This is a genomic window from Bacteroides stercorirosoris (assembly GCF_900142015.1).
Lineage (GTDB): Bacteria > Bacteroidota > Bacteroidia > Bacteroidales > Bacteroidaceae > Bacteroides > Bacteroides stercorirosoris.
The window spans coordinates 1-19,347 of record NZ_FQZN01000056.1; the positions used below are offsets into that span (position 1 = coordinate 1).

Annotated in this window: 17 protein-coding genes and 1 pseudogene; 7 read left to right on the forward strand and 11 right to left on the reverse strand. The window is 42.5% G+C overall.

The genetic code is table 11. From position 1 onward, the window contains the following. Positions 1 to 1,162: 1,162 nt before the first annotated feature. The 5 genes and pseudogenes from BUC01_RS23610 to BUC01_RS26000 all read right to left on the reverse strand — a co-directional run. Positions 1,163 to 1,654 (reverse strand): PH domain-containing protein, encoded by a 492-nt coding sequence (locus BUC01_RS23610; protein ID WP_073315085.1) that lies wholly within the window; start codon positions 1,652 to 1,654, stop codon positions 1,163 to 1,165. Continuing rightward, entirely contained in the window at positions 1,651 to 2,145 is a 495-nt protein-coding gene (locus tag BUC01_RS23615) for a PH domain-containing protein (RefSeq protein ID WP_025835548.1), read from the reverse strand. The genes BUC01_RS23610 and BUC01_RS23615 overlap by 4 nt, the downstream gene beginning before the upstream one ends. A gap of 31 nt (positions 2,146 to 2,176) precedes the next feature. Then, positions 2,177 to 2,704: a PH domain-containing protein gene (locus BUC01_RS23620; RefSeq protein ID WP_025835550.1), complete on the reverse strand. Its 528-nt coding sequence runs from the start codon at positions 2,702 to 2,704 to the stop codon at positions 2,177 to 2,179. Between the two features lie 260 nt (positions 2,705 to 2,964). Continuing rightward, positions 2,965 to 3,603: an HU family DNA-binding protein gene (locus BUC01_RS23625; protein WP_025835551.1), complete on the reverse strand. Its 639-nt coding sequence runs from the start codon at positions 3,601 to 3,603 to the stop codon at positions 2,965 to 2,967. Positions 3,604 to 3,876: 273 nt separating this feature from the next. Continuing rightward, positions 3,877 to 4,070 (reverse strand): annotated as a pseudogene (locus BUC01_RS26000) (hypothetical protein); the annotation flags it as partial. 397 nt (positions 4,071 to 4,467) lie between these two features. Here BUC01_RS26000 and BUC01_RS23630 point away from each other — a divergent pair. Both BUC01_RS23630 and BUC01_RS23635 read left to right on the forward strand, forming a co-directional pair. Next, entirely contained in the window at positions 4,468 to 4,749 is a 282-nt protein-coding gene (locus tag BUC01_RS23630; RefSeq protein ID WP_025835554.1) for a LysO family transporter, read from the forward strand. Further along, a complete protein-coding gene (locus BUC01_RS23635) occupies positions 4,746 to 5,372 on the forward strand; it encodes a LysO family transporter (RefSeq protein WP_025835556.1) in 627 nt (208 codons plus the stop codon). Before BUC01_RS23630 ends, BUC01_RS23635 begins: the two co-directional genes overlap by 4 nt. Here the strand turns inward: BUC01_RS23635 and BUC01_RS23640 are convergent. Further along, the gene (locus BUC01_RS23640) at positions 5,367 to 6,089 is read right to left on the reverse strand and encodes a rhomboid family intramembrane serine protease (protein ID WP_073315088.1); all 723 of its coding nucleotides are present in this window, start codon (positions 6,087 to 6,089) and stop codon (positions 5,367 to 5,369) included. The genes BUC01_RS23635 and BUC01_RS23640 overlap by 6 nt on opposite strands. A 193-nt stretch (positions 6,090 to 6,282) precedes the next feature. On the opposite strand from BUC01_RS23640, the gene BUC01_RS23645 reads away from it, so the two are divergent. The 3 genes from BUC01_RS23645 to BUC01_RS23655 are packed head-to-tail and all read left to right on the forward strand — an operon-like array spanning position 6,283 to position 10,943. After that, positions 6,283 to 8,223, forward strand: a complete 1,941-nt coding sequence (locus BUC01_RS23645) for a glycogen debranching enzyme N-terminal domain-containing protein (RefSeq protein WP_025835563.1) — start codon at positions 6,283 to 6,285, stop codon at positions 8,221 to 8,223. Positions 8,224 to 8,237: 14 nt separating this feature from the next. Next, positions 8,238 to 9,509 carry a glycosyltransferase family 4 protein gene (locus BUC01_RS23650; RefSeq protein WP_025835565.1) on the forward strand — a complete coding sequence of 424 codons (1,272 nt, stop codon included), beginning with the start codon at positions 8,238 to 8,240 and terminating at the stop codon, positions 9,507 to 9,509. Between the two features lie 18 nt (positions 9,510 to 9,527). After that, positions 9,528 to 10,943, forward strand: a complete 1,416-nt coding sequence (locus BUC01_RS23655; protein ID WP_073315090.1) for a glycoside hydrolase family 57 protein — start codon at positions 9,528 to 9,530, stop codon at positions 10,941 to 10,943. Positions 10,944 to 11,019: 76 nt separating this feature from the next. On the opposite strand, the gene BUC01_RS23660 is transcribed toward BUC01_RS23655, so the two are convergent. Further along, positions 11,020 to 12,555, reverse strand: coding sequence for a BamH family beta-barrel-assembly machinery protein (locus tag BUC01_RS23660; protein ID WP_025835567.1), 1,536 nt, complete (start codon positions 12,553 to 12,555; stop codon positions 11,020 to 11,022). 20 nt (positions 12,556 to 12,575) lie between these two features. Further along, positions 12,576 to 13,400, reverse strand: a complete 825-nt coding sequence (locus BUC01_RS23665; protein ID WP_025835569.1) for a glycogen/starch synthase — start codon at positions 13,398 to 13,400, stop codon at positions 12,576 to 12,578. Between the two features lie 247 nt (positions 13,401 to 13,647). Between BUC01_RS23665 and panC the strand changes: the two genes are divergently transcribed. After that, the gene (gene panC / locus BUC01_RS23670; RefSeq protein WP_073315092.1) at positions 13,648 to 14,493 is read left to right on the forward strand and encodes a pantoate--beta-alanine ligase; all 846 of its coding nucleotides are present in this window, start codon (positions 13,648 to 13,650) and stop codon (positions 14,491 to 14,493) included. A gap of 27 nt (positions 14,494 to 14,520) precedes the next feature. Next, positions 14,521 to 14,874, forward strand: coding sequence for an aspartate 1-decarboxylase (gene panD, locus BUC01_RS23675; protein ID WP_007212709.1), 354 nt, complete (start codon positions 14,521 to 14,523; stop codon positions 14,872 to 14,874). Positions 14,875 to 15,071: 197 nt separating this feature from the next. Here panD and BUC01_RS23680 read toward each other — a convergent pair whose 3' ends face one another. The 3 genes from BUC01_RS23680 to BUC01_RS23690 all read right to left on the reverse strand — a co-directional run. Further along, the gene (locus tag BUC01_RS23680; RefSeq protein ID WP_073315094.1) at positions 15,072 to 15,851 is read right to left on the reverse strand and encodes a hypothetical protein; all 780 of its coding nucleotides are present in this window, start codon (positions 15,849 to 15,851) and stop codon (positions 15,072 to 15,074) included. A gap of 188 nt (positions 15,852 to 16,039) precedes the next feature. Next, positions 16,040 to 18,346, reverse strand: coding sequence for a bifunctional dihydroorotate dehydrogenase B NAD binding subunit/NADPH-dependent glutamate synthase (locus BUC01_RS23685; RefSeq protein WP_073315097.1), 2,307 nt, complete (start codon positions 18,344 to 18,346; stop codon positions 16,040 to 16,042). Between the two features lie 341 nt (positions 18,347 to 18,687). After that, positions 18,688 to 19,347 (reverse strand): transposase (locus BUC01_RS23690; protein ID WP_244895785.1); only part of this gene is annotated, 660 nt, incomplete at its 5' end.

Sequence of the window (19,347 nt, forward strand, 5' to 3'; positions counted from 1 at the left end):
TATTTAACCAATTTATTACTATATTTGAAAACAGGATTCAAGTATAAAACCCGAATCCTGAAGTTTTCTATTTACACAAAATTGTGGACAGTGCCTCTTGTTCCTTGGTACGTTAATAAAATTCTTTTTTCTGATTAACTCGTATTTCTTTGATATATATTTATTTAGATCTTTGCAGAAAAGAGATGTAATTACTATGGGAGATTCACACTGCTTTATGTGAATTTCATAATAGTCATACTTGATGTGGTTACGGAAATATTTAAAGGATATGATGTCTTCCTGGGTAAATTCTATTTTTCGGTTTTCTGTGCAATATGTAAATTTGTTAGAATCTTTATGTATAATGAGTGAATCTCTTTTGTTTATACTGTATTCTTTGATGATTGTTACAAGACTTATAATGAATATTGAGTTCAATAATATATAGGAAGCAATTACCATTCTATAATCAGTGTACTTGTGTGCGGTGCAAGCTATTATTATATTGGTTGTGAGTATGGCTGCTATATTTCTAAATATCATTTTTCTATAATACTTTTTATCTGCATTGAAAACAATATCGGAGGCATTGACCCTTTTAATATTTAATTGGTTATTATCGATCTTTTCCTTAGGAATTTGAGTATATCCATATCCTTTCTTAATTTTTTTGTGAATAAGCATGTTGCTTTTAGTTTTTATGTGATAAATCAAGTTTAGTTGCTTTTCTAATTTTTTACATAGCATACTTGTAAATATGATTGGATATTCTTCTCCTTTTAGATATATTTCATAATAATATTTGTCAGTTATCCGTGTCTTACAGTATGTTACCGTTAAGTTGACGATGTTGTCTTCCGAGAATTCTATTGTTTGTTCGGGGGTTATATATATTATTTTATTCTTCTCTTTGTCTATTATTAATTGACAGTTTTTGTGCAAATTGTAGTATTGCAATAAAATTCTTAGATTTGTGATTCTCCAATAATAAATAACGCAACAAAGTAAAGCAAAGAGGCCATAATTAATAATGGTACGTTCTTGTATTCGATAGGTAATAAACCAGCATAAGGTAAGCATAATTCCTAATAAGAATAATATTTTACAATAAAGTTGGATTTGAAAAATCCATCTTTTAGGTTTGAATGTAATGCAATCTTTACTCATACTTTTGTTTTTTTTAGATATATCCTAATATATAAACAAAGGATGAGTTTTTCATATATATACAGGGTACACTATCTATATTTTTTTCTAATTTACCAACTAATAAGCTCGATAAATAGTATTCTTCTCCATTCTTTAAAACAATTCGGTAAAAATATAATTGTTGATAGAAACTATATCCGTTCTTGTATTTCTGAAAAGTAACAATATCTTCATAATGGAATCTGTATTCAATACTGAGGTCTTTGTATGGCTTATAAATGATTTCTTCTTCGGAATTATCTATAAGGAGAGTACTCCATCTATCGTAATTCCACATATCGAGAACATAGTTTAATGGCTTAAATCCTAAATAGTAAGCTACAAAAACAGCAACTATGTATATGTAATAGCTAGGGTATAGTATACCAAATACCCATGCAATAAGAGTTGTTGCCATTAAAATAATCCATGGCATAATGTGGCATAACGCTAATTTCCAAATCTTTATTTTTAGTAAAATCATATGAATTTATTTTTGCTAATCAATATAGGTGGTTTACGATCATGATTAAAAAATAATGTTTTGTCAATATGTTTTTCATATTTTCTAAGCTCCTTCTTAAGTCCCGGAAGTATTAGGGTAGATATGTAAAATCTATCTCCATTTTTCAACATGATACAGTAGAAGAAGGGAGGAAGAATTCTTTTCATACTTACTATTTGCTTTATATCATTAAATGTAAATAAAGCAGACTTGTCGTCTTTGCTATATTCCATTTGTTTATTTCTCCAGTCTACTCGCAGTTGTGTGTTTTTGTCATAAAGATAAAATCGATATGTCTTTTCAAAGTATGTGATGGCTCCTCCTATACCTGTTGGAATATGAAACATTAACCAATAAATGTTATCAGTCCAAATCCATCCCCACAAAATAGGTAAATGTAACCAAATGATAAATATCCAAGTGGTTGGAGAAAATAATATTCTTATGAGATGAGTCTTATATGTTTTCATGAACTGGGAATGTAAGATTTATAGGGTAGGGTTAGGATTCTGAAATCATATTAAGAATGACGTCATATTCGTTTTTATCAAGAGATACAGAGTCTGCAATTTTGACATGGCACTTCTTTTTTATATACTTTTCTAAATTGCTGGACAGTACACAAGTAATGATTAGTGGCGTTTTTTTATCTTTTATATAAATTTGGTAGTAAAACTCTTGAATTCTTCTGGAATTCTCATTCCGTACTTTCTGAAAATCAGTAATATCACTTGTGCTAAATTCTAAATAAACATTATCTCTTATATATGTGATTTGGTTTGAATGGCAATCAATGCTAATTTTTGTCTGTTTGTCAAATTGCATATATTGATATTGCAGTATGCAGGAGTGAATTAAGGTAAATGATAATAAGACTATAATTGAAATAATTATGATAATGAAATAAGGAGTTCTCATTGTATCTTTTATAGAAAAGGTAACTCCTAATATGGTTAGCGATAGTAATCCCCAAAGTGTTATTTTTAACCACGTTTTGGGTATACTGATTGTGAGTGTTTTGTTTTTCATCTTTGTTTTTTTTCAGAAGTATACACTTCTCCGGTTTGCTGGATTGAATGAATTTTATTGTCGCTATCTATTTTCTCAGAAATTACAGTCATATCATTGTAGCTTTTCATACAGGTTAAATTATAGCTCATTTATGATCGTGCTGCAAATTTCACGATAATAAATGTGCCGTAAAAGAACTCTATATAGACATGTATATGATTGGTATATAACTGATTATTGTGAACTGATGTCACGTTATGCTTTCTATCACTGTACTCCTATAGACATTCTTTCTCTGTATTTCCCTCCTCCTTCTCTTTTGCCTTTACATAATACATCTGATTTCCTCTTCCCATCCTCCGTATTATCCCTTTCTCCTCAAAACTCTTTAAGTCTTCCGTCGCCTTCCACTTCAGCCGTCCGGTTAAATCCGTATAAACCGACCGTGTGATAAAGCTATTTTGTTCCAGGTGCTTCATCAGCCGTCTTTCCAACTCTTCCATATTCAGTTGGCTGGAATTGCGGAAAGTACGTTCAGGCACACGCTCCAAGTCGCCGGCCGACTTCATTCTGAACTGTTTGGAAGGCCGGAAATTGACTCCGTTGAAACGGATGGAAGTGGAGCGGATATCAGTTTTCCGGGCTACCATGCGTGACGCCTTGATTTTCCCGGCAAAGTAGCCGAATTCGCCGAGTTCCACACGGTAACCTTCACCGATGTAGCGTGCGGCTGTGTCCATAATGATGCCCAGGGCACCTTCCAGTTCGCCTACGGTGTATCCGGTTCCGTAGGCAGCCCTTTCCAGCAGTTTGCGTGCGGAGAGCGTGCCATTATATACTATACTCGGGTAGAGCGTTTCCTTTTCACCGTCCTTTGTGGTAAGGGCAGGTTTCTTCTTCAAGTCGTAGAATGCCATGAATCGTTTCTTTAGATATTCTTAATTAAAGAACTAACTTCAGGCGGTGCATAAATTAACTCCATGCAGTGCGATGATTAATTCCCCTTTATTAATAAAAGAAGTGGGTTGGTTGCAGCAAGCCTATCGGGTGTTTGTAATCAGCCAATGGGCTGTTTGTAACCAACTCATCGGTTGCTTACAAACAGCCCATTTCTTTTATGCGGTAAAGGTACTTAATTTATTAGGTGAAAGCAATTAAATCATGAATAGTTTGAAGTTAATCTTCAAACAGAAGTGTTTCAACTCTTTGGCAGGGCGTGTGATGAGGCAGAACGGATCGGAGATATACCAGTGTACAACTTCTGCACCGTCACGCTTGCCTGTGTTGGTGACAAGTACTTCTACTGTGAATTTTTCATTGCGCTTGATGTCGGCTTTTGAGAGAGCTTGATGTCACCGTAGCTGAAAGTGGTATAGCTCAAACCCGGACGTCCGTTGGCTAGTGCCAATACAATCGGTGTTCCGGCTTTCATTACTTTTTGAATATATATTTGGAAAATATACAATAAAGCTATACCTTTGCACCCAAATTCGGAACAATGATGAAACATTTATGTACATATAATCCTCTGAAACGTGCGCTGCAGAATGAAAATAACTGCTGCTGTAGCGTCGTGCATGTACATTGGTTCAGTGGTTTCATCTAAATACCTCTATAAATCTTTTTCTTTTCAGCCGGATATGCTGTCCGGTATACTGTTTTTCAATTACTAACTTTTTGTAATTGCGGTTTTTGTTGCATTCTTGCCAATCGGAGTAAAGCGTAAAAACTTCGCTGTGCGGCAAGCAAGTAAACTGCGTACTGACTAAACTGAAATAGATATGTTTAAAATACTTGGCCTGATGTTTCTGGGCATAATTATCGGTTACGGCTTGCGCCGCATTTCGTTTTTGCGCAAAGTGGAGGTGTCTATATCTTATACGGTGTTCCTGCTGCTGTTTGTGCTGGGTGTCACCATAGGTTCCAACAAGCTGATTGTAGATAATCTCTTTTCCTTTGGCTGGCAAGCGGTGCTGCTGGCACTGTCCGCTACGGTGGGCAGTATCTTGGCTTCATGGATTGTATTAAAGTTGTTTTTCACTTCTAAAAAGAAAAAGGTATGAAAGATAGTTTGATTGTATTGGGAGTTTTTGTGGGCGGATGCCTTTTGGGAGTCTTGGGATATTTCCCGGTAGAGCTGAAGACGGGTAATATGTCTATGTATATATTGTATGCGTTGATGTTCCAGATTGGTATCAGTATCGGTTCGAACAAGGAACTGAAGAGTATGATTTCCCAGCTTCGCCTGAAGTTTCTGTTGATACCGCTGGCTACTATCAGCGGGACGCTGGCTTTTTCCGCACTTGCCAGTCTGCTGCTCAGCCGCTGGAGTATCTTCGACTGTATGGCGGTGGGAAGCGGCTTTGCTTATTATTCCCTGTCATCTGTGCTGATCACGCAGTTCAAGGAAGCTTCAATCGGCCTTCAGCTGGCTACGGAACTGGGCACTATCGCTTTGCTGGCGAATATCTTCAGGGAGATGATGGCTTTGCTGGGTGCGCCATTGCTTGCGCGGTATTTCGGGCGGTTGGCGCCTATCTCGGCGGCAGGCGTCAATTCGATGGATGTGATATTGCCTGTGATAACCCGCTATTCGGGGAAAGACATGGTTCCCGTAGCCATATTTCATGGCTTGCTCATTGATATGAGTGTACCGTTTTTCGTTTCTATGTTTTGCAGGCTATGACGGCTGGTCCGTTTTTCCTACGCTTATTTCGTTCTCTGCGCCGGGCTCTATACCTGGTTCTACGCCATCCTCTATACTGTCCTCTATGCTGTCCTCATCACCGGGCTCTTCATCAGGCGTTTCTTCTTCGTCTGCAAACGGGTCCGGTCGTTGAGGCCCATATCCCATGAATGCCAGTGAGCAGATTGTGCCGGCTATGGCGCCGCTAAGGTGTCCTTCCCAAGAGGTGGTTTCTTTGGCGAAGAACGGGAACATATTCCAGACGAGTCCTCCATAGAGAAAAGTTACTAATAAGGATATAGCAATCAGCGGTACGTGCTTTCGCAAGATGCCACTGAAAAACAGGAAGAAGGCGAGTCCGTAAATGATTCCGCTGGCCCCGATGTGCCATCCGGGTTTACCTATAAGAAAGGTGAAAGCTCCGCAGCCTATCCAGATAGCAAAGAAGATGTAGGAAGCTATGTGCCGGTAGAAGTAGAACAGACACCACGACAGGAAGAACAGCGGCAATGTGTTTGCCAATAAATGCCTCCAGCTGCCATGCACCAGCGGATGGGCAAAAATACCGAATACTCCTCTCTGCTCCATAGGATACACGCCCAACCTCCTGAAATCCCAATCCATGCCCACTTCGAGGAACTTCAGTAAGTAAAGAATAAAAAGGAGGAATAACGGTATAACCGCGGCCAGGGCTATCCGGCGTATATCATGCTTCATATTTTAGTACGGGCTTCTTTAATTATTGTGCAATGCTACAAATAATTTAAGTAAAAATGAAAATAAATGAACTTTTTATTTTGCGTATTGTCTTTAATTTGTATTTTTGGGCATCACTACCATACTTAGAGGCATTCTGCCGCAGGTATGGAGTATGATACCTGAACAATTAACCTTTAAATAATGCACAACTATGAGTTATTTACGATTTGACAAGACTCTGATGATCAATCTGGAAGAATCTTTACCAAGGGAGATACTCCGGACAAATAAGTCAGGTGCCTATCATTGTACAACGATTGTAGATTGTAACACACGCAAATATCACGGACTGTTGGTGATCCCTGTCCCCAATCTCGACGATGAGAACCATGTGCTGCTATCTTCTTTGGATGAAACGGTAATTCAGCACGGTGCGGAGTTTAATCTGGGCTTGCATAAGTATCAGGGAGATCACTTCAGTCCCAATGGACATAAGTATATCCGTGAATTCGATTGCGAACATATCCCGGCGACGACTTACCGTGTAGGAGGTGTTATCCTCCGTAAAGAAAAGATTTTTGTACATCACGAAAATAGGATTCTGATTCGTTACACCTTGGTGGATGCCCACTCGGCTACCACGTTGCGTTTCCGCCCTTTCCTGGCGTTCCGCAGCGTACGCGAATATACGCACGAAAATCAGCAGGCTAACCGCGACTACCAATTGGTGGAGAATGGTATAAAGACCTGTATGTATCCCGGCTATCCCGAACTCTTCATGCAACTGAACAAGAAGAATGAGTTCCACTATCAGCCGGATTGGTATCGTGGTATCGAGTATCCCAAAGAACAAGAGCGTGGATACGACTTCAATGAAGACCTGTATGTTCCAGGCTATTTCGAGGTGGATATAAAGAAAGGGGAGAGCATTGTCTTCTCCGCCGGTATCTCCGAAGTGTCGCCGCGCAAGTTGAAACAGACTTTTGAAGCCGAAGTGGAAGACCGCACGCCGCGCGACAGTTTCTATCACTGTTTGGTGAACTCAGCGCATCAGTTCCATAACAAGCAGGGCGACAATCACTATGTATTGGCTGGATATCCCTGGTTCAAGTGTCGTGCCCGTGACTTATTTGTCTCCTTGCCCGGTCTGACACTGGCTGTAGATGAGCAAGACGAGTTTGAAGACGTCATGCTGACGGCCGAAAAGGCCATCCGTGAGTTTATCAGCGGAGAGCCTGCCACCTATAAGATATATGAAATGGATGACCCGGACGTCCTGTTATGGGCAATCTGGGCTTTGCAACAATACGCCAAGGAAACTTCGCGTGAACAGTGCCGCCAGAAGTATGGCAAATTGCTGGAAGATATCATGGACTACATCCGTAGCCGCAAGCATGACAATCTCTTCCTGCATGAAAATGGCTTGCTTTATGCCAATGGAACGGAGAAAGCCGTAACCTGGATGAACTCTACAGCTAACGGACGCCCCGTCACTCCGCGTACGGGATATATTGTAGAAGTAAACTCTTTATGGTATAACGCACTTCGTTTTATTGCTGATTTGGTTCGTGAGGGTGGCAATGTCCATCTGGCAGACGAACTGGACGCACAGGCCGAAGTGACCGGAAAGTCCTTTGTAGAGGTTTTCCGTAATGAGTGCGGTTATCTGTTCGACTATGTGGATGGATATATGATGGACTGGAGCGTCCGCCCCAATATGATATTTACCGTTGCTTTCGATTATTCCCCGTTGGATCGGGCACAGAAGAAACAGGTGCTTGATATCGTGACGAAAGAGTTGCTTACACCGAAAGGGTTGCGTACTCTCAGTCCGAAGAGCGGAGGATATAATCCGAATTATGTCGGTCCTCAGACTCAGCGAGATTATGCTTATCACCAGGGTACGGCCTGGCCGTGGCTCATGGGCTTCTACATGGAGGCATACCTGCGCATCTATAAGATGAGTGGTGTGTCATTCGTAGAACGCTACCTGATAGGCTTTGAAGATGAGATGACGAGTCATTGTATTGGTTCGCTGCCCGAACTCTTTGATGGTAATCCGCCGTTCAAAGGTCGTGGTGCAGTCTCCTTTGCCATGAATGTGGCGGAGATACTGCGCATCTTGAAGTTGTTGTCTAAGTATAATTTATAAGAGGAGGAACGAAAATGAAAGTTTTAATGTTTGGATGGGAGTTCCCCCCGCATATCCTAGGTGGCTTGGGAACTGCCAGCTACGGTCTGACGAAAGGAATGTCCCAACAACAGGACATGGAGATTACTTTCTGTATTCCGAAGCCGTGGGGCGATGAGGACCAGAGTTTTTTGCGTATCATAGGTATGAATAGCACTCCGGTAGTGTGGCGTGATGTAAATTGGGATTATGTTAAGGGACGCGTAGGGTCTTATATGGACCCGCAGCTTTATTATGATTTGCGTGATCATATTTATGCTGATTTCAATTATCTGAATACCAATGATCTCGGATGTATTGAGTTTTCCGGACGTTATCCGGACAATCTGCACGAAGAGATAAACAACTATTCCATCGTAGCGGGTGTCATAGCCCGTCAGCAGGAATTTGAAATCATTCATTCACACGATTGGCTGACGTACCCTGCGGGTATCCATGCAAAGCAGGTGTCGGGCAAACCGTTGGTAATCCATGTACATGCCACTGACTTCGACCGTAGCCGTGGCAATGTGAATCCTACTGTTTATGCCATTGAGAAAAATGGTATGGATCATGCCGACCATATCATGTGTGTGAGTGAGCTGACTCGCCAGACGGTTATTAATAAGTATTTCCAGGATCCTCGTAAAGTATCTACCGTGCATAACGCTGTTTCTCCGCTTCCGCAAGAGATACAGGACATCGTGCCGCAGAAGAAGCCGAATGAAAAAGTCGTGACTTTCCTGGGACGTATCACAATGCAGAAAGGACCCGAATATTTTGTGGAGGCTGCCGCCATGGTATTGCACCGTACACGTAATATTCGCTTTGTGATGGCCGGTAGTGGTGATATGATGAATCAGATGATCCGCCTGGTGGCTGAACGTGGCATTGCCGACCGTTTCCACTTCCCCGGCTTTATGAAGGGTAACCAGGTGTACGAGATGCTGAAAGCAAGTGATGTGTACATCATGCCGTCCGTTTCGGAACCTTTCGGTATATCTCCGTTGGAAGCCATGCAGTGCAGTGTGCCTACTATCATTTCCAAGCAGTCCGGTTGTGCCGAAATTTTGGATAAGTGCATCAAAACCGACTATTGGGACATCCACGCTATGGCAGATGCTATCTATGCCATATGTACTTACCCTGCGCTCTACGAATATCTGCGCGATGAGGGAAAGAAAGAAGTGGACGGCATTAAGTGGGAAGATGTCGGCCTGAAGGTGCGCCGCATCTACGAAGAGGTTATTAAACAATATAATAGATAACAATTAAACAATATAGATATGAGAACCATCTGTCTTTATTTTGAGATTCATCAAATCATTCACCTGAAACGTTACCGTTTCTTTGATATAGGTACTAATCATTATTACTATGATGATTATGCCAACGAGTTCAGCATTAACGAAGTGGCTGAGCGTTCCTATATTCCTGCGTTGAGTGCGCTCATTGAAATGGCTAAGAACTCCGGTGGCGCGTTCAAAGTGGCTTTATCCGTTTCCGGTGTGGCTTTGGAACAATTGGAGATTCATGCGCCGGCTGTCATTGATTTGTTGCACCAGTTGAATGATACCGGTTGCTGTGAGTTCCTGGCTGAACCTTATTCGCATGGTCTTTCTTCTTTGGCAAATGAAGATTACTTCAAGGAAGAAGTGAAACGCCAGAGTGCCAAGATGAAGCAAATGTTCGGTAAGGCGCCGAAAGTGTTCCGTAATTCCAGCTTGATTTATTCCGATGAAATTGGTGGATTGGTTGCAAGTATGGGCTTTAAAGGTATGCTGACTGAAGGTGCTAAGCACGTGCTGGGGTGGAAGAGCCCGCATTATGTATACCATTGCAGTCATAACCCGAATCTGAAACTGTTGTTACGTGATTTTAAACTGTCGGATGATATCAGTTTACGTTTCTCTAATTCGGAATGGAATGAATATCCGTTGTTTGCCGATAAGTATATTGGCTGGATCGATGCTCTGCCGCAGGAAGAACAGGTCATCAATATTTTCATGGAATTAAGTGCGCTGGGTATGGCTCAACCGCTTTCTTCTAATATCCTGGAATTCCTGAAAGCTCTACCTGCTTGTGCCAAAGAAAAAGGCATCGCATTCTCTACGCCGACTGAGGTTATCACCAAATTGAAGTCTGTGTCTCAGCTGGATGTTCCTTATCCGATGTCCTGGGTAGACGAGGAGAGAGATACCAGTTGCTGGTTGGGTAACAGTATGCAGCGCGAAGCCTTCAATAAACTGTATAGCATTGCTGAACGTATTCATCTCTCCGATGACCGTCGTATCAAGCAAGACTGGGATTATTTGCAGGCAAGCAACAACTTCCGTTTCATGACGACGAAGAACAGTGGTGTAGGCTTGAACCGGGGCATATATGAGTCTCCTTATGATGCGTTCACCAATTACATGAATGTTTTGGGCGACTTTATCAAACGTGTAGAGTCTCTTTATCCGATGGATATAGACAATGAAGAATTGAATGCTTTGTTGACGACTATCAAGAATCAGGGTGATGAGATTGATGAATTGCACAATGAAGTGGAAAAGTTGCAGGCAAAGCTGGAAAAAGAGAAATCTGAGAAGCCGGCAAAGGTCAAAGAAGCGGCTGCAAAAGCTAAAGCTCCTGCTGCAAAGAAACCTGCTGCAAAGAAAACGACCAAGAAGGAAGCTGCCAAGTCTTCTCCTGGAAAGTAATATCACAATAAAAAAGCCTTCCGTTCAGTTGAGCGGAAGGCTTTTTTGTTACCTTTACTTTTTATTGAGAAAGAGCTTATTTATTGAATGTGGTATAAGTCACTTCCAATTGTAGCGGATTCTTCACCTTTCCACCCTCTTCAGCCGGACCACCTTTCAATTTTGCATATCCCGGTTGCAGATCATTCTGGATACCTGTCATGGTTTTCTGACCAGTGCTGCTCTGATCGTAAGTGATTGAAACAGGGATCAGGTATACCGTGCGCCAGTCTTTTTCCCATTCTTCTTCGTTCCATGTAACTGTAGGATCAGCATCAGCTTCTTCTTTCGCCTTTTTCTTGGCAGCATCCTTTTCTTTAATGCAAGTAGTTACCAAACGGGCTATGTTGCTGAATGTGTACTGATTGGTTGCTACGCTATTATGCTCAACGGTAAATGACGTAAGATTGTCCGGCAGCTTATTCTCTTCAAAGAAGCTCTTGAATTCCATTTTACGTAATAGTAATACATACCGGGGAGCACTCATGCTGAATTCATTATCACTTTTTTCATTGTAATTGGTGAAAGTCAGTTTCACGGCATTGAGCGTATCACCAGCCAGTTCCTTGTAAATATCATCGTAGGGCAAAACCGCTTCTGTGAAGATTCCGGCAGGGGATTTGATATAAGTCCACTCATTTTCGTTTTTGACGATATCTTCAACTTTCTTTGAATTCTCAAATCGGTTAGCCTGAATAACCTCCTTGGTAGAAGCAAATTCTGTCATCCATGTTTGAGCAATGGAATCTTCGCCGACATGCCCTTCTTGTTTACGTTTATAAGGAATATTTGTAGTGTCATTCAATACATAGAATTCGTATTGCATCTGAAGGTCTACACGGTCTATATAAAGTATGGTTCCGTCACCATAATCACTCTTGAGGTAAATACCTCTAAATACATTCTCTATAAATGTCTCGGAATTTGCGAAGTCGGAGGCAGGTCTGTTATACCAATCATCTCCATACTTTTCCTTGTCGAGTGTGAAATCTATATGGGGATAGTAGGTCAGATCACCGTTGCTGTCCGTTGCATATCTTTCTTCATCGGTTACACTTGTATCGTAAGCGGTGTAAGCTCTCCGGCCTAATAAATCAGTCGGCTTATAATACTTTGCCGGGTCAATATTGGTGTAGCGGTTACGATCCAGTTTCTCAGATAGTTCGTATGCGCTCATGCGACAAGCATTTAAGGAGTCTCCAAACCAAGAGGAATAGTAGACACGCAAGCGTACTCCTGTTATTCTGTTCTTTGTTAATCTTCCTGTCTTCTTTTCAAAATCGTATTCTTCCGGGAATTTGAAACCATCTCTACAGTTTAACTCCGTCAGGAAGCTGGCTTCATAAGAACCGAACTTGGAATCCGTGAAACGTCCTACATAACCTGTACTGGTCTTGGCAAATACCGAATCGGCAAATACCGATCTTGTCACCACATTGAACGTTGTCGTATGCGCGGAAATACCATCAGAACCGGGTAACATCCCTATTCCTAATGTACCGGTATTATCATCGCAACCAAAGAAAGTAAGAGTTGCCGTCAAAAGCAGAGCTCCTAAATACTTAACTTTCATAGTTTTCTTTGTTATCTTATTTATTTTTGTTCAGTTTCCCACACTTTGTCGTAGAACTCATTGCAAGCATTGGCAAAAGTTTCGGGAGTTTGAAATTCCAGTATCGGTTTTCCGGATTGACGGGCATATTCCAGCACCTCTTCGTTGACGTTTTCACTTTGTTGGATAACGCCGTCCGAGTAATCAATAGCCAGTTTACACAATGTGGCATAATCCACCGGAGTCTTCAGGTTGGCTACATCTTTCTTTGCAACACCTTTCAATATCAATCTGTTCACAAAGTCAGCATTGAATGATTCTTTGAAGTCATCTTCGAAGACAGAGAATACCACTTTGGCATCACGGAATGAAGGCTCGTCCTTATATGCTTTCTTAATATACAAAGGAGCTAGGGCCGCCATCCAGCCTTGGCAATGAATGATATCCGGGCACCAGCGCAACTTCTTCACAGTTTCCAGCACACCACGTGCGTAGAAAATAGCGCGGCTGTCATTATCTTCATATTCCACACCATTCTCATCGGCAGCTTGCAGGCGGTTCTGGAAATAATCATCGTTGTCGATGAAATAAACCTGCATGCGGGCAGATTGGATGGAAGCAACTTTAATAATGAGGGGGTGGTCGGTATCGTCAATAATCAGATTCATACCGGAAAGACGTATCACTTCATGCAATTGGTTCCTGCGTTCGTTGATATTCCCCCATTTAGGCATGAATGTTCTGATTTCTCTGCCTTTTTCCTGGATTGCTTGAGGTAGGTGTCTGCCTACAAGGGACATTTCGGATTCTGGTACGTAAGGAGTAATCTCTTGGGTAATAAATAAAACCTTGTTCGCCTTTGTCATAATAACAATGTTCTCAATTATTCTGCAAAGATATAAAAAAAATCGGGCACTTGGGCAAATATGTCGGCTCTATAATTCCTTATGAATTGTTAACTGCTTGTGTTTCAATGTTTATCTGTCCTGTGGAGGCTTGCTGTGCCGACATAACTTTTGCATTAATTTGCGATATTTCTTCTTTATATGCTAAATAATAGTTTATTTTGCACCGTTTTTGCGAACAACTAAGTTATTATACAACCTATTAAAGATGAAAATAGTACATACTATCAAGGACTTGCAGGCCGGATTGTCGGCTTTACGGGCCCAAGGTAAAAAGGTAGGATTAGTGCCTACGATGGGCGCCCTGCATGCCGGTCATGCGTCATTGGTGAAGCGTTGTGTTGCAGAGAATGACGCTGCGGTAGTGAGTGTTTTTGTAAACCCGACACAGTTTAACGACAAGAACGATTTGGAGAAATATCCCCGTACATTGGAAGCCGACTGTGCTTTGTTGGAAGCATGTGGTGCAGCGTTTGTGTTTGCCCCTTCGGTTGCGGAGATGTATCCTGAACCCGATACGCGCCAGTTTAGTTATGCGCCGTTGGACACAGTGATGGAGGGAGCTTTCCGTCCGGGCCATTTCAATGGTGTCTGCCAGATTGTGAGCAAACTGTTTGATGCCGTGAAGCCGGACCGCGCTTATTTCGGAGAAAAAGATTTCCAGCAACTGGCTATTATCCGTGAGATGGTTCGTCAGATGAAGTATTCGTTGGAGATAGTGGGATGCCCCATTATACGTGAAGAAGATGGACTGGCTCTGAGTAGCCGTAACGCGCGTTTATCTGCAGAAGAACGCAAAAATGCTTTAAAAATTTCGCAAACATTATTTGAAAGTCGTACCTTTGCAGCCTCTCATACCGTTGCTGAGACTCAGAAGTTTGTGGAAGATGCCATTGCAGCCGCTCCCGGTTTGCGTTTGGAATACTTCGAACTGGTGGACGGCAACACGTTGCAGAGAATAGCCAATTGGGAAGATACGGCATATGCCGTAGGTTGTATCACGGTCTTCTGTGGTGAGGTTCGCCTGATTGACAACATTAAATATAAAGAGTAATAAACCTAAAAAGAGAAATCAGACCTTATGATGATTGAAGTGCTGAAGTCGAAAATCCATTGCGCCCGCGTCACGGAAGCTAACCTCAATTATATGGGGAGCATTACGATTGACGAGGATTTACTGGATGCGGCCAATATGATTGCCGGTGAAAAAGTGTACATTGCCGACAACAATAATGGCGAGCGTTTTGAAACCTACATTATTAAAGGTGAACGCGGTTCGGGCAAGATTTGTCTGAACGGTGCGGCAGCCCGCAAGGTGCAGCCGGACGATATCATCATTATTATGTCGTATGCCTTGATGGACTTTGAAGAAGCCAAATCGTTCAAACCGTCGGTGATTTTCCCTGATCCGGCAACGAACAAAGTGGTGAAGTAATTCTTCATAAAATACAAAGAGGAAGCCCCGTCTGCAACTTTAGAATGCAGGCGGGGCTTCTCTGTTACTGAGGATGTATATGGACTGATCCTTTTAAGAGAGATTCTGGTTGGGAATAATATTGCTTTTTCCCATTCAAATCAAGCAATGTTTTGAGTGGGAACATTGCTTGTTTCCGGGTATAACATTGCTTGTTTTCATTGGCGAAGGCGGTACAGGTCACGGTTCAGCGTGTATACCTTCAGAGTTTGTCCCAGCATGAGTTTTCCAGTCTCGCTTAACCCTTTGACCGGAGTGTCTTTACTTCCGTATCCCTTCAGGATGGGATATAGCGTTGAGTAGACAAAGGGAGAGATGATCCCGTTTTTAGAGTAAAACAGTCCATTGTGATAAAAGACAGCGTGAGTGATCAGATTGTATCCATTGACGAAAGCGATGATGCTGTTGTCGGGAAAAACCACGTCTTTCACTTTCTTATAATGGCAGGGATAATCGGCTACATGTTCGAGAAAGTGTTCGAAGAAGGCATTCAGCTCTTCTGTCTTGCTGAAATTCGTATTGCGGGTAATGACAGGGTCCGGACAAATGCCGTGGGTGCGGAACAATGCATCCAATGCGTAAAAAATGCACGTTTGCGTACAGTTCATCAAGGTGTCTCGCGGACTCTTCATCCGTCTCATAGAGTCGGTCAGTGCGGAAATTTCCCTTTCGGTCAGCCCATCGACATCGGCAATAAAGCGCGTGTAGGGTGGAATTGAACTTTCCACTTCCAGAACACGGACTTTCCTTTTCTGTTTGTCGTCATATCTGTGATAGAAACGTGTATCGGGAAGCATGGCATAACTCAATGTGTCATTACCCCATATTGCCAGAAAAATAGGATAATCACCTTGGGGTGTCAGCCAACTGGCCTGCTGGATAGTATCAAGATGGTTGACGAGTGAATCTGTGTAGTTGCCGTTACCGAAAGGTACCATTCCCGGACTGAGTATCCAATCTTTTTTTTCAGTATTCCTTCTTGCAATTCGTTGGTGTAGGACACTTTGATTTCGGGAAATGTTTCTTGTGCCAGGCAATTCCCGCAAGAAAGAATAAGAAACAGACAGTTCATAGCCCGGACTGCCTGTTTTCTTAGATGTTTATTCATACAGATTGTTTTCTGTTTTTATCCTTTCAGCTGTTCATTCATAGCGGCAGCGGCCTTTCGACCGTCGCCCATAGCGAGAATAACGGTAGCACCGCCACGAACAATATCGCCACCGGCATAAATGGTCGGGATGGACGATTGCATATTCTCGTTCACGGCAATTGTGCCTTTGCGTCCCATCTCCAGGCCTGGGATGGATGAAGGTACAATCGGGTTGGGAGATACACCTACGCTGACGATAGCCAGGTCGATATCAATCGTTTCTGTTGCTCCCGGAATGGGAACAGGGCTACGGCGTCCGGAAGCGTCCGGTTCGCCAAGTTCCATTTTTTGCAGAATGACTTGTTTCACCTTTCCTTGTTCATCGGCGATGTATTCTATCGGATTATGCAGTGTGAGGAATTCAACACCTTCTTCTTTGGCATGCTTCACCTCTTCGATACGTGCAGGCATTTCTTCTTCGGAGCGACGATAAATAATCATAGCACGTTCAGCACCCAAGCGGCGTGCTGTACGCACTGAATCCATAGCTGTATTTCCGCCGCCGATAACGGCTACATTTTTACCAAAAGGCACAGGAGTGTCAGAGTCTTCGCTTGCTGCATCCATCAAGTTCACACGCGTCAGGTATTCATTGGATGACAGGATGTTGATGGAGTTTTCGCCCGGAATATTCATAAAGTTAGGTAATCCGGCACCGGATGCCACGAATACTCCTTTGAAACCTTCTTCTTCCAACTGTTCCACGCTGATGGTCTTACCGATGATGCAATCCTTAATGAAGTTAACCCCCATTTGGGCAAGATTGTCAATCTCTACATCTACCACCTTGTTGGGCAGACGGAATTCGGGGATACCGTACTTCAATACACCACCGATTTCATGCAGAGCTTCGAAAACGGTAACATCATAACCGTATTTCGCCATATCCCCTGCAAAAGAAAGTCCGGCAGGTCCGGAACCGATGACAGCAATCTTGATACCGTTCTTTTCCTTGATTTCCGGTACGGAGATTTGTCCGCTTTCGCGCTCATAGTCGGCGGCGAAGCGCTCCAGATAGCCGATAGCTACCGGTTGTTCCTTCATCTTCAAGTGGATACATTTAGATTCGCACTGTTTCTCTTGCGGACAAACGCGGCCGCAAACAGCAGGCAGGGCACTGGTTTCTTTCAGTGTCTTGGCGGCTTCAAGAATTTCTCCACGTTCAATGTTTTTGATAAAACGGGGAATATCAATACCTACAGGGCAGCCTTCCATACAGCCCGGATTGGCGCAGTCCAGACAGCGCTTGGCCTCTGTCAATGCCTGTTCTTCGGTCAGTCCCTGGTTCACTTCTTCCTTGCGGCTGTGTGAACGGTATTCTGCATCGAGCTCGTTCATTTCAACGCGTGGAATGGCGGTGCGTTCTTTCGGTTTCATAGCTTTGCGAAGTTCCAGACGCCATGTGGCATTGCGGCTTTTCTCATCCACTTCCTGTGTGGCTTCCGGCATGGCTTTGCATGCTTCGTCTTCTTCAAGTTTGTGCATTTCTTCGCGTTCGATGCTCTTGAAAGCACCCATGCGTTTCAGCATTTCGTCAAAGTCTACCTGATGGCCGTCAAACTCTGGCCCATCTACACAGACGAACTTGGTTTTTCCACCGATAGTGATGCGGCAGGCACCGCACATACCGGTACCGTCCACCATAATGGTGTTCAGTGAAACGTCTGTCGGAATTTCATATTTTTTAGTCAGCAAACAAACAAATTTCATCATGATGGCGGGACCGATGGCAAAGCATTTGTTCACTTTTTCCCGTTTGATAACTTCTTCTACTCCTTCTGTGACCAATCCTTTGCGTCCATAAGAGCCATCGTCGGTCATAATGATAACCTCGTCAGCACTTTCACGCATTTCTTTTTCAAGGATGATCAGTTCTTTGCTGCGTCCGGCAAGTACGGCAATAACGCGGTTGCCGGCAGCTTTCAGAGCTTGTACGATAGGAAGCATGGGGGCTACACCGACGCCGCCACCTGCGCAAACCACCGTTCCGAAGTTTTCAATGTGAGTAGCTTGTCCCAACGGGCCCACTACATCTGTGATGTAGTCCCCCTCATTCAGTTCGCAAAGGCGGGTGGAGGAGAGGCCTACTTCCTGTACTACCAAAGTGATAGTGCCGCGCACAGTGTCTGCCGCAGCAATTGTCAGCGGCATACGCTCGCCTTTTTCGCCTACACGTACAATGACGAAGTGTCCTGCCTTGCGTGAACGGGCAATCAAAGGTGCCTCAATCTCCAGTTTAAAAACCTTTTCAGAAAAATGTTCTTTGCTAATGATTTTGTTCATTATCTTATAATTTTGTTGGTATAATTACGTAATTACTTTCAGATTGTTACGGTTTGCAAAGATACGGGTTATTTGGTAAAAACAAAGAAAGTTAGGGGTAAAAAAAGAGAAGGGTAGGGGTAAAGGGAAAGGAATGGGTAAAGAGAAGGGTGGAGGTAGAGAGAAGGGAAGAGGTAAGGAGATAAGAAGATAAGAAGAATTAAAGAGACAAGATTCTCTTTATGTCTTGTGAAAGGCTGAAAGCCTTTTATCTTATAGCCCAGGGCAACGCCCTGGGGAATGGGTCATATTACTATCTTACGCCCTGTAAGGGCATAAGCGGGTGATGAAGCGAGGATAACTTATGTCCATAAATACTCTTCATTATATTCTACATGATAACTTTCCAGAAATTCAATCAACTCTTCTCTAAAACTTTTCTTTTGATGATGTTCCTGCTGATGACAGATATAATGTGTTACTGCAGCTACTTTTGATTGACTGACTGAGAATGCTGCATAACCGTTTTGCCAAGAAAAATACGGAAGCTCCGGATATTCATTTTTAATCCACTTAGAAGAACTTCTTTTAGTTTCTTGTAACAGCATGGCAATAGATACGGTGCTTGCTAATTCACAAAGTATGTGTATATGATTGGCTGTGCCACCTACAATAATACTTTTGCAGAGGTTTCGATTGATTATCCCTCCTATATATCGGTGTATGTTATTTAAATCTCTTGGGGGAAGTATATCTTCACGGTTTTTGGTAGAGAAGATAATGTGTGTGTAGATTTTATTTAGGGGTTGTGACATAGTAGTTTGATTTTGCCCTTTCAGGGCGTAAGTGTGGGTATGAAGAAACCCGGGGCGGTGCCCCGGGCTATATGATGTAAGGCTTTCAGCCTTTGTAATACAATGTATTATAGGCACTGTCCACAATTTTGTGTAAATAGAAAACTTCAGGATTCGGGTTTTATACTTGAATCCTGTTTTCAAATATAGTAATAAATTGGTTAAATA

Excerpts from the sequence above, each read along its gene's own strand:
- BUC01_RS23610 (WP_073315085.1), bottom strand. The coding sequence starts at position 1,654 with ATGATTTTACTAAAAATAAAGATTTGGAAATTAGCGTTATGCCACATT.
- BUC01_RS23615 (WP_025835548.1), bottom strand. The coding sequence starts at position 2,145 with ATGAAAACATATAAGACTCATCTCATAAGAATATTATTTTCTCCAACC.
- BUC01_RS23620 (WP_025835550.1), bottom strand. The coding sequence starts at position 2,704 with ATGAAAAACAAAACACTCACAATCAGTATACCCAAAACGTGGTTAAAA.
- BUC01_RS23625 (WP_025835551.1), bottom strand. The coding sequence starts at position 3,603 with ATGGCATTCTACGACTTGAAGAAGAAACCTGCCCTTACCACAAAGGAC.
- BUC01_RS23630 (WP_025835554.1), top strand. The coding sequence starts at position 4,468 with ATGTTTAAAATACTTGGCCTGATGTTTCTGGGCATAATTATCGGTTAC.
- BUC01_RS23635 (WP_025835556.1), top strand. The coding sequence starts at position 4,746 with ATGAAAGATAGTTTGATTGTATTGGGAGTTTTTGTGGGCGGATGCCTT.
- BUC01_RS23640 (WP_073315088.1), bottom strand. The coding sequence starts at position 6,089 with ATGAAGCATGATATACGCCGGATAGCCCTGGCCGCGGTTATACCGTTA.
- BUC01_RS23645 (WP_025835563.1), top strand. The coding sequence starts at position 6,283 with ATGAGTTATTTACGATTTGACAAGACTCTGATGATCAATCTGGAAGAA.
- BUC01_RS23650 (WP_025835565.1), top strand. The coding sequence starts at position 8,238 with ATGAAAGTTTTAATGTTTGGATGGGAGTTCCCCCCGCATATCCTAGGT.
- BUC01_RS23655 (WP_073315090.1), top strand. The coding sequence starts at position 9,528 with ATGAGAACCATCTGTCTTTATTTTGAGATTCATCAAATCATTCACCTG.
- BUC01_RS23660 (WP_025835567.1), bottom strand. The coding sequence starts at position 12,555 with ATGAAAGTTAAGTATTTAGGAGCTCTGCTTTTGACGGCAACTCTTACT.
- BUC01_RS23665 (WP_025835569.1), bottom strand. The coding sequence starts at position 13,400 with ATGACAAAGGCGAACAAGGTTTTATTTATTACCCAAGAGATTACTCCT.
- panC (WP_073315092.1), top strand. The coding sequence starts at position 13,648 with ATGAAAATAGTACATACTATCAAGGACTTGCAGGCCGGATTGTCGGCT.
- panD (WP_007212709.1), top strand. The coding sequence starts at position 14,521 with ATGATGATTGAAGTGCTGAAGTCGAAAATCCATTGCGCCCGCGTCACG.
- BUC01_RS23680 (WP_073315094.1), bottom strand. The coding sequence starts at position 15,851 with ATGGTACCTTTCGGTAACGGCAACTACACAGATTCACTCGTCAACCAT.
- BUC01_RS23685 (WP_073315097.1), bottom strand. The coding sequence starts at position 18,346 with ATGAACAAAATCATTAGCAAAGAACATTTTTCTGAAAAGGTTTTTAAA.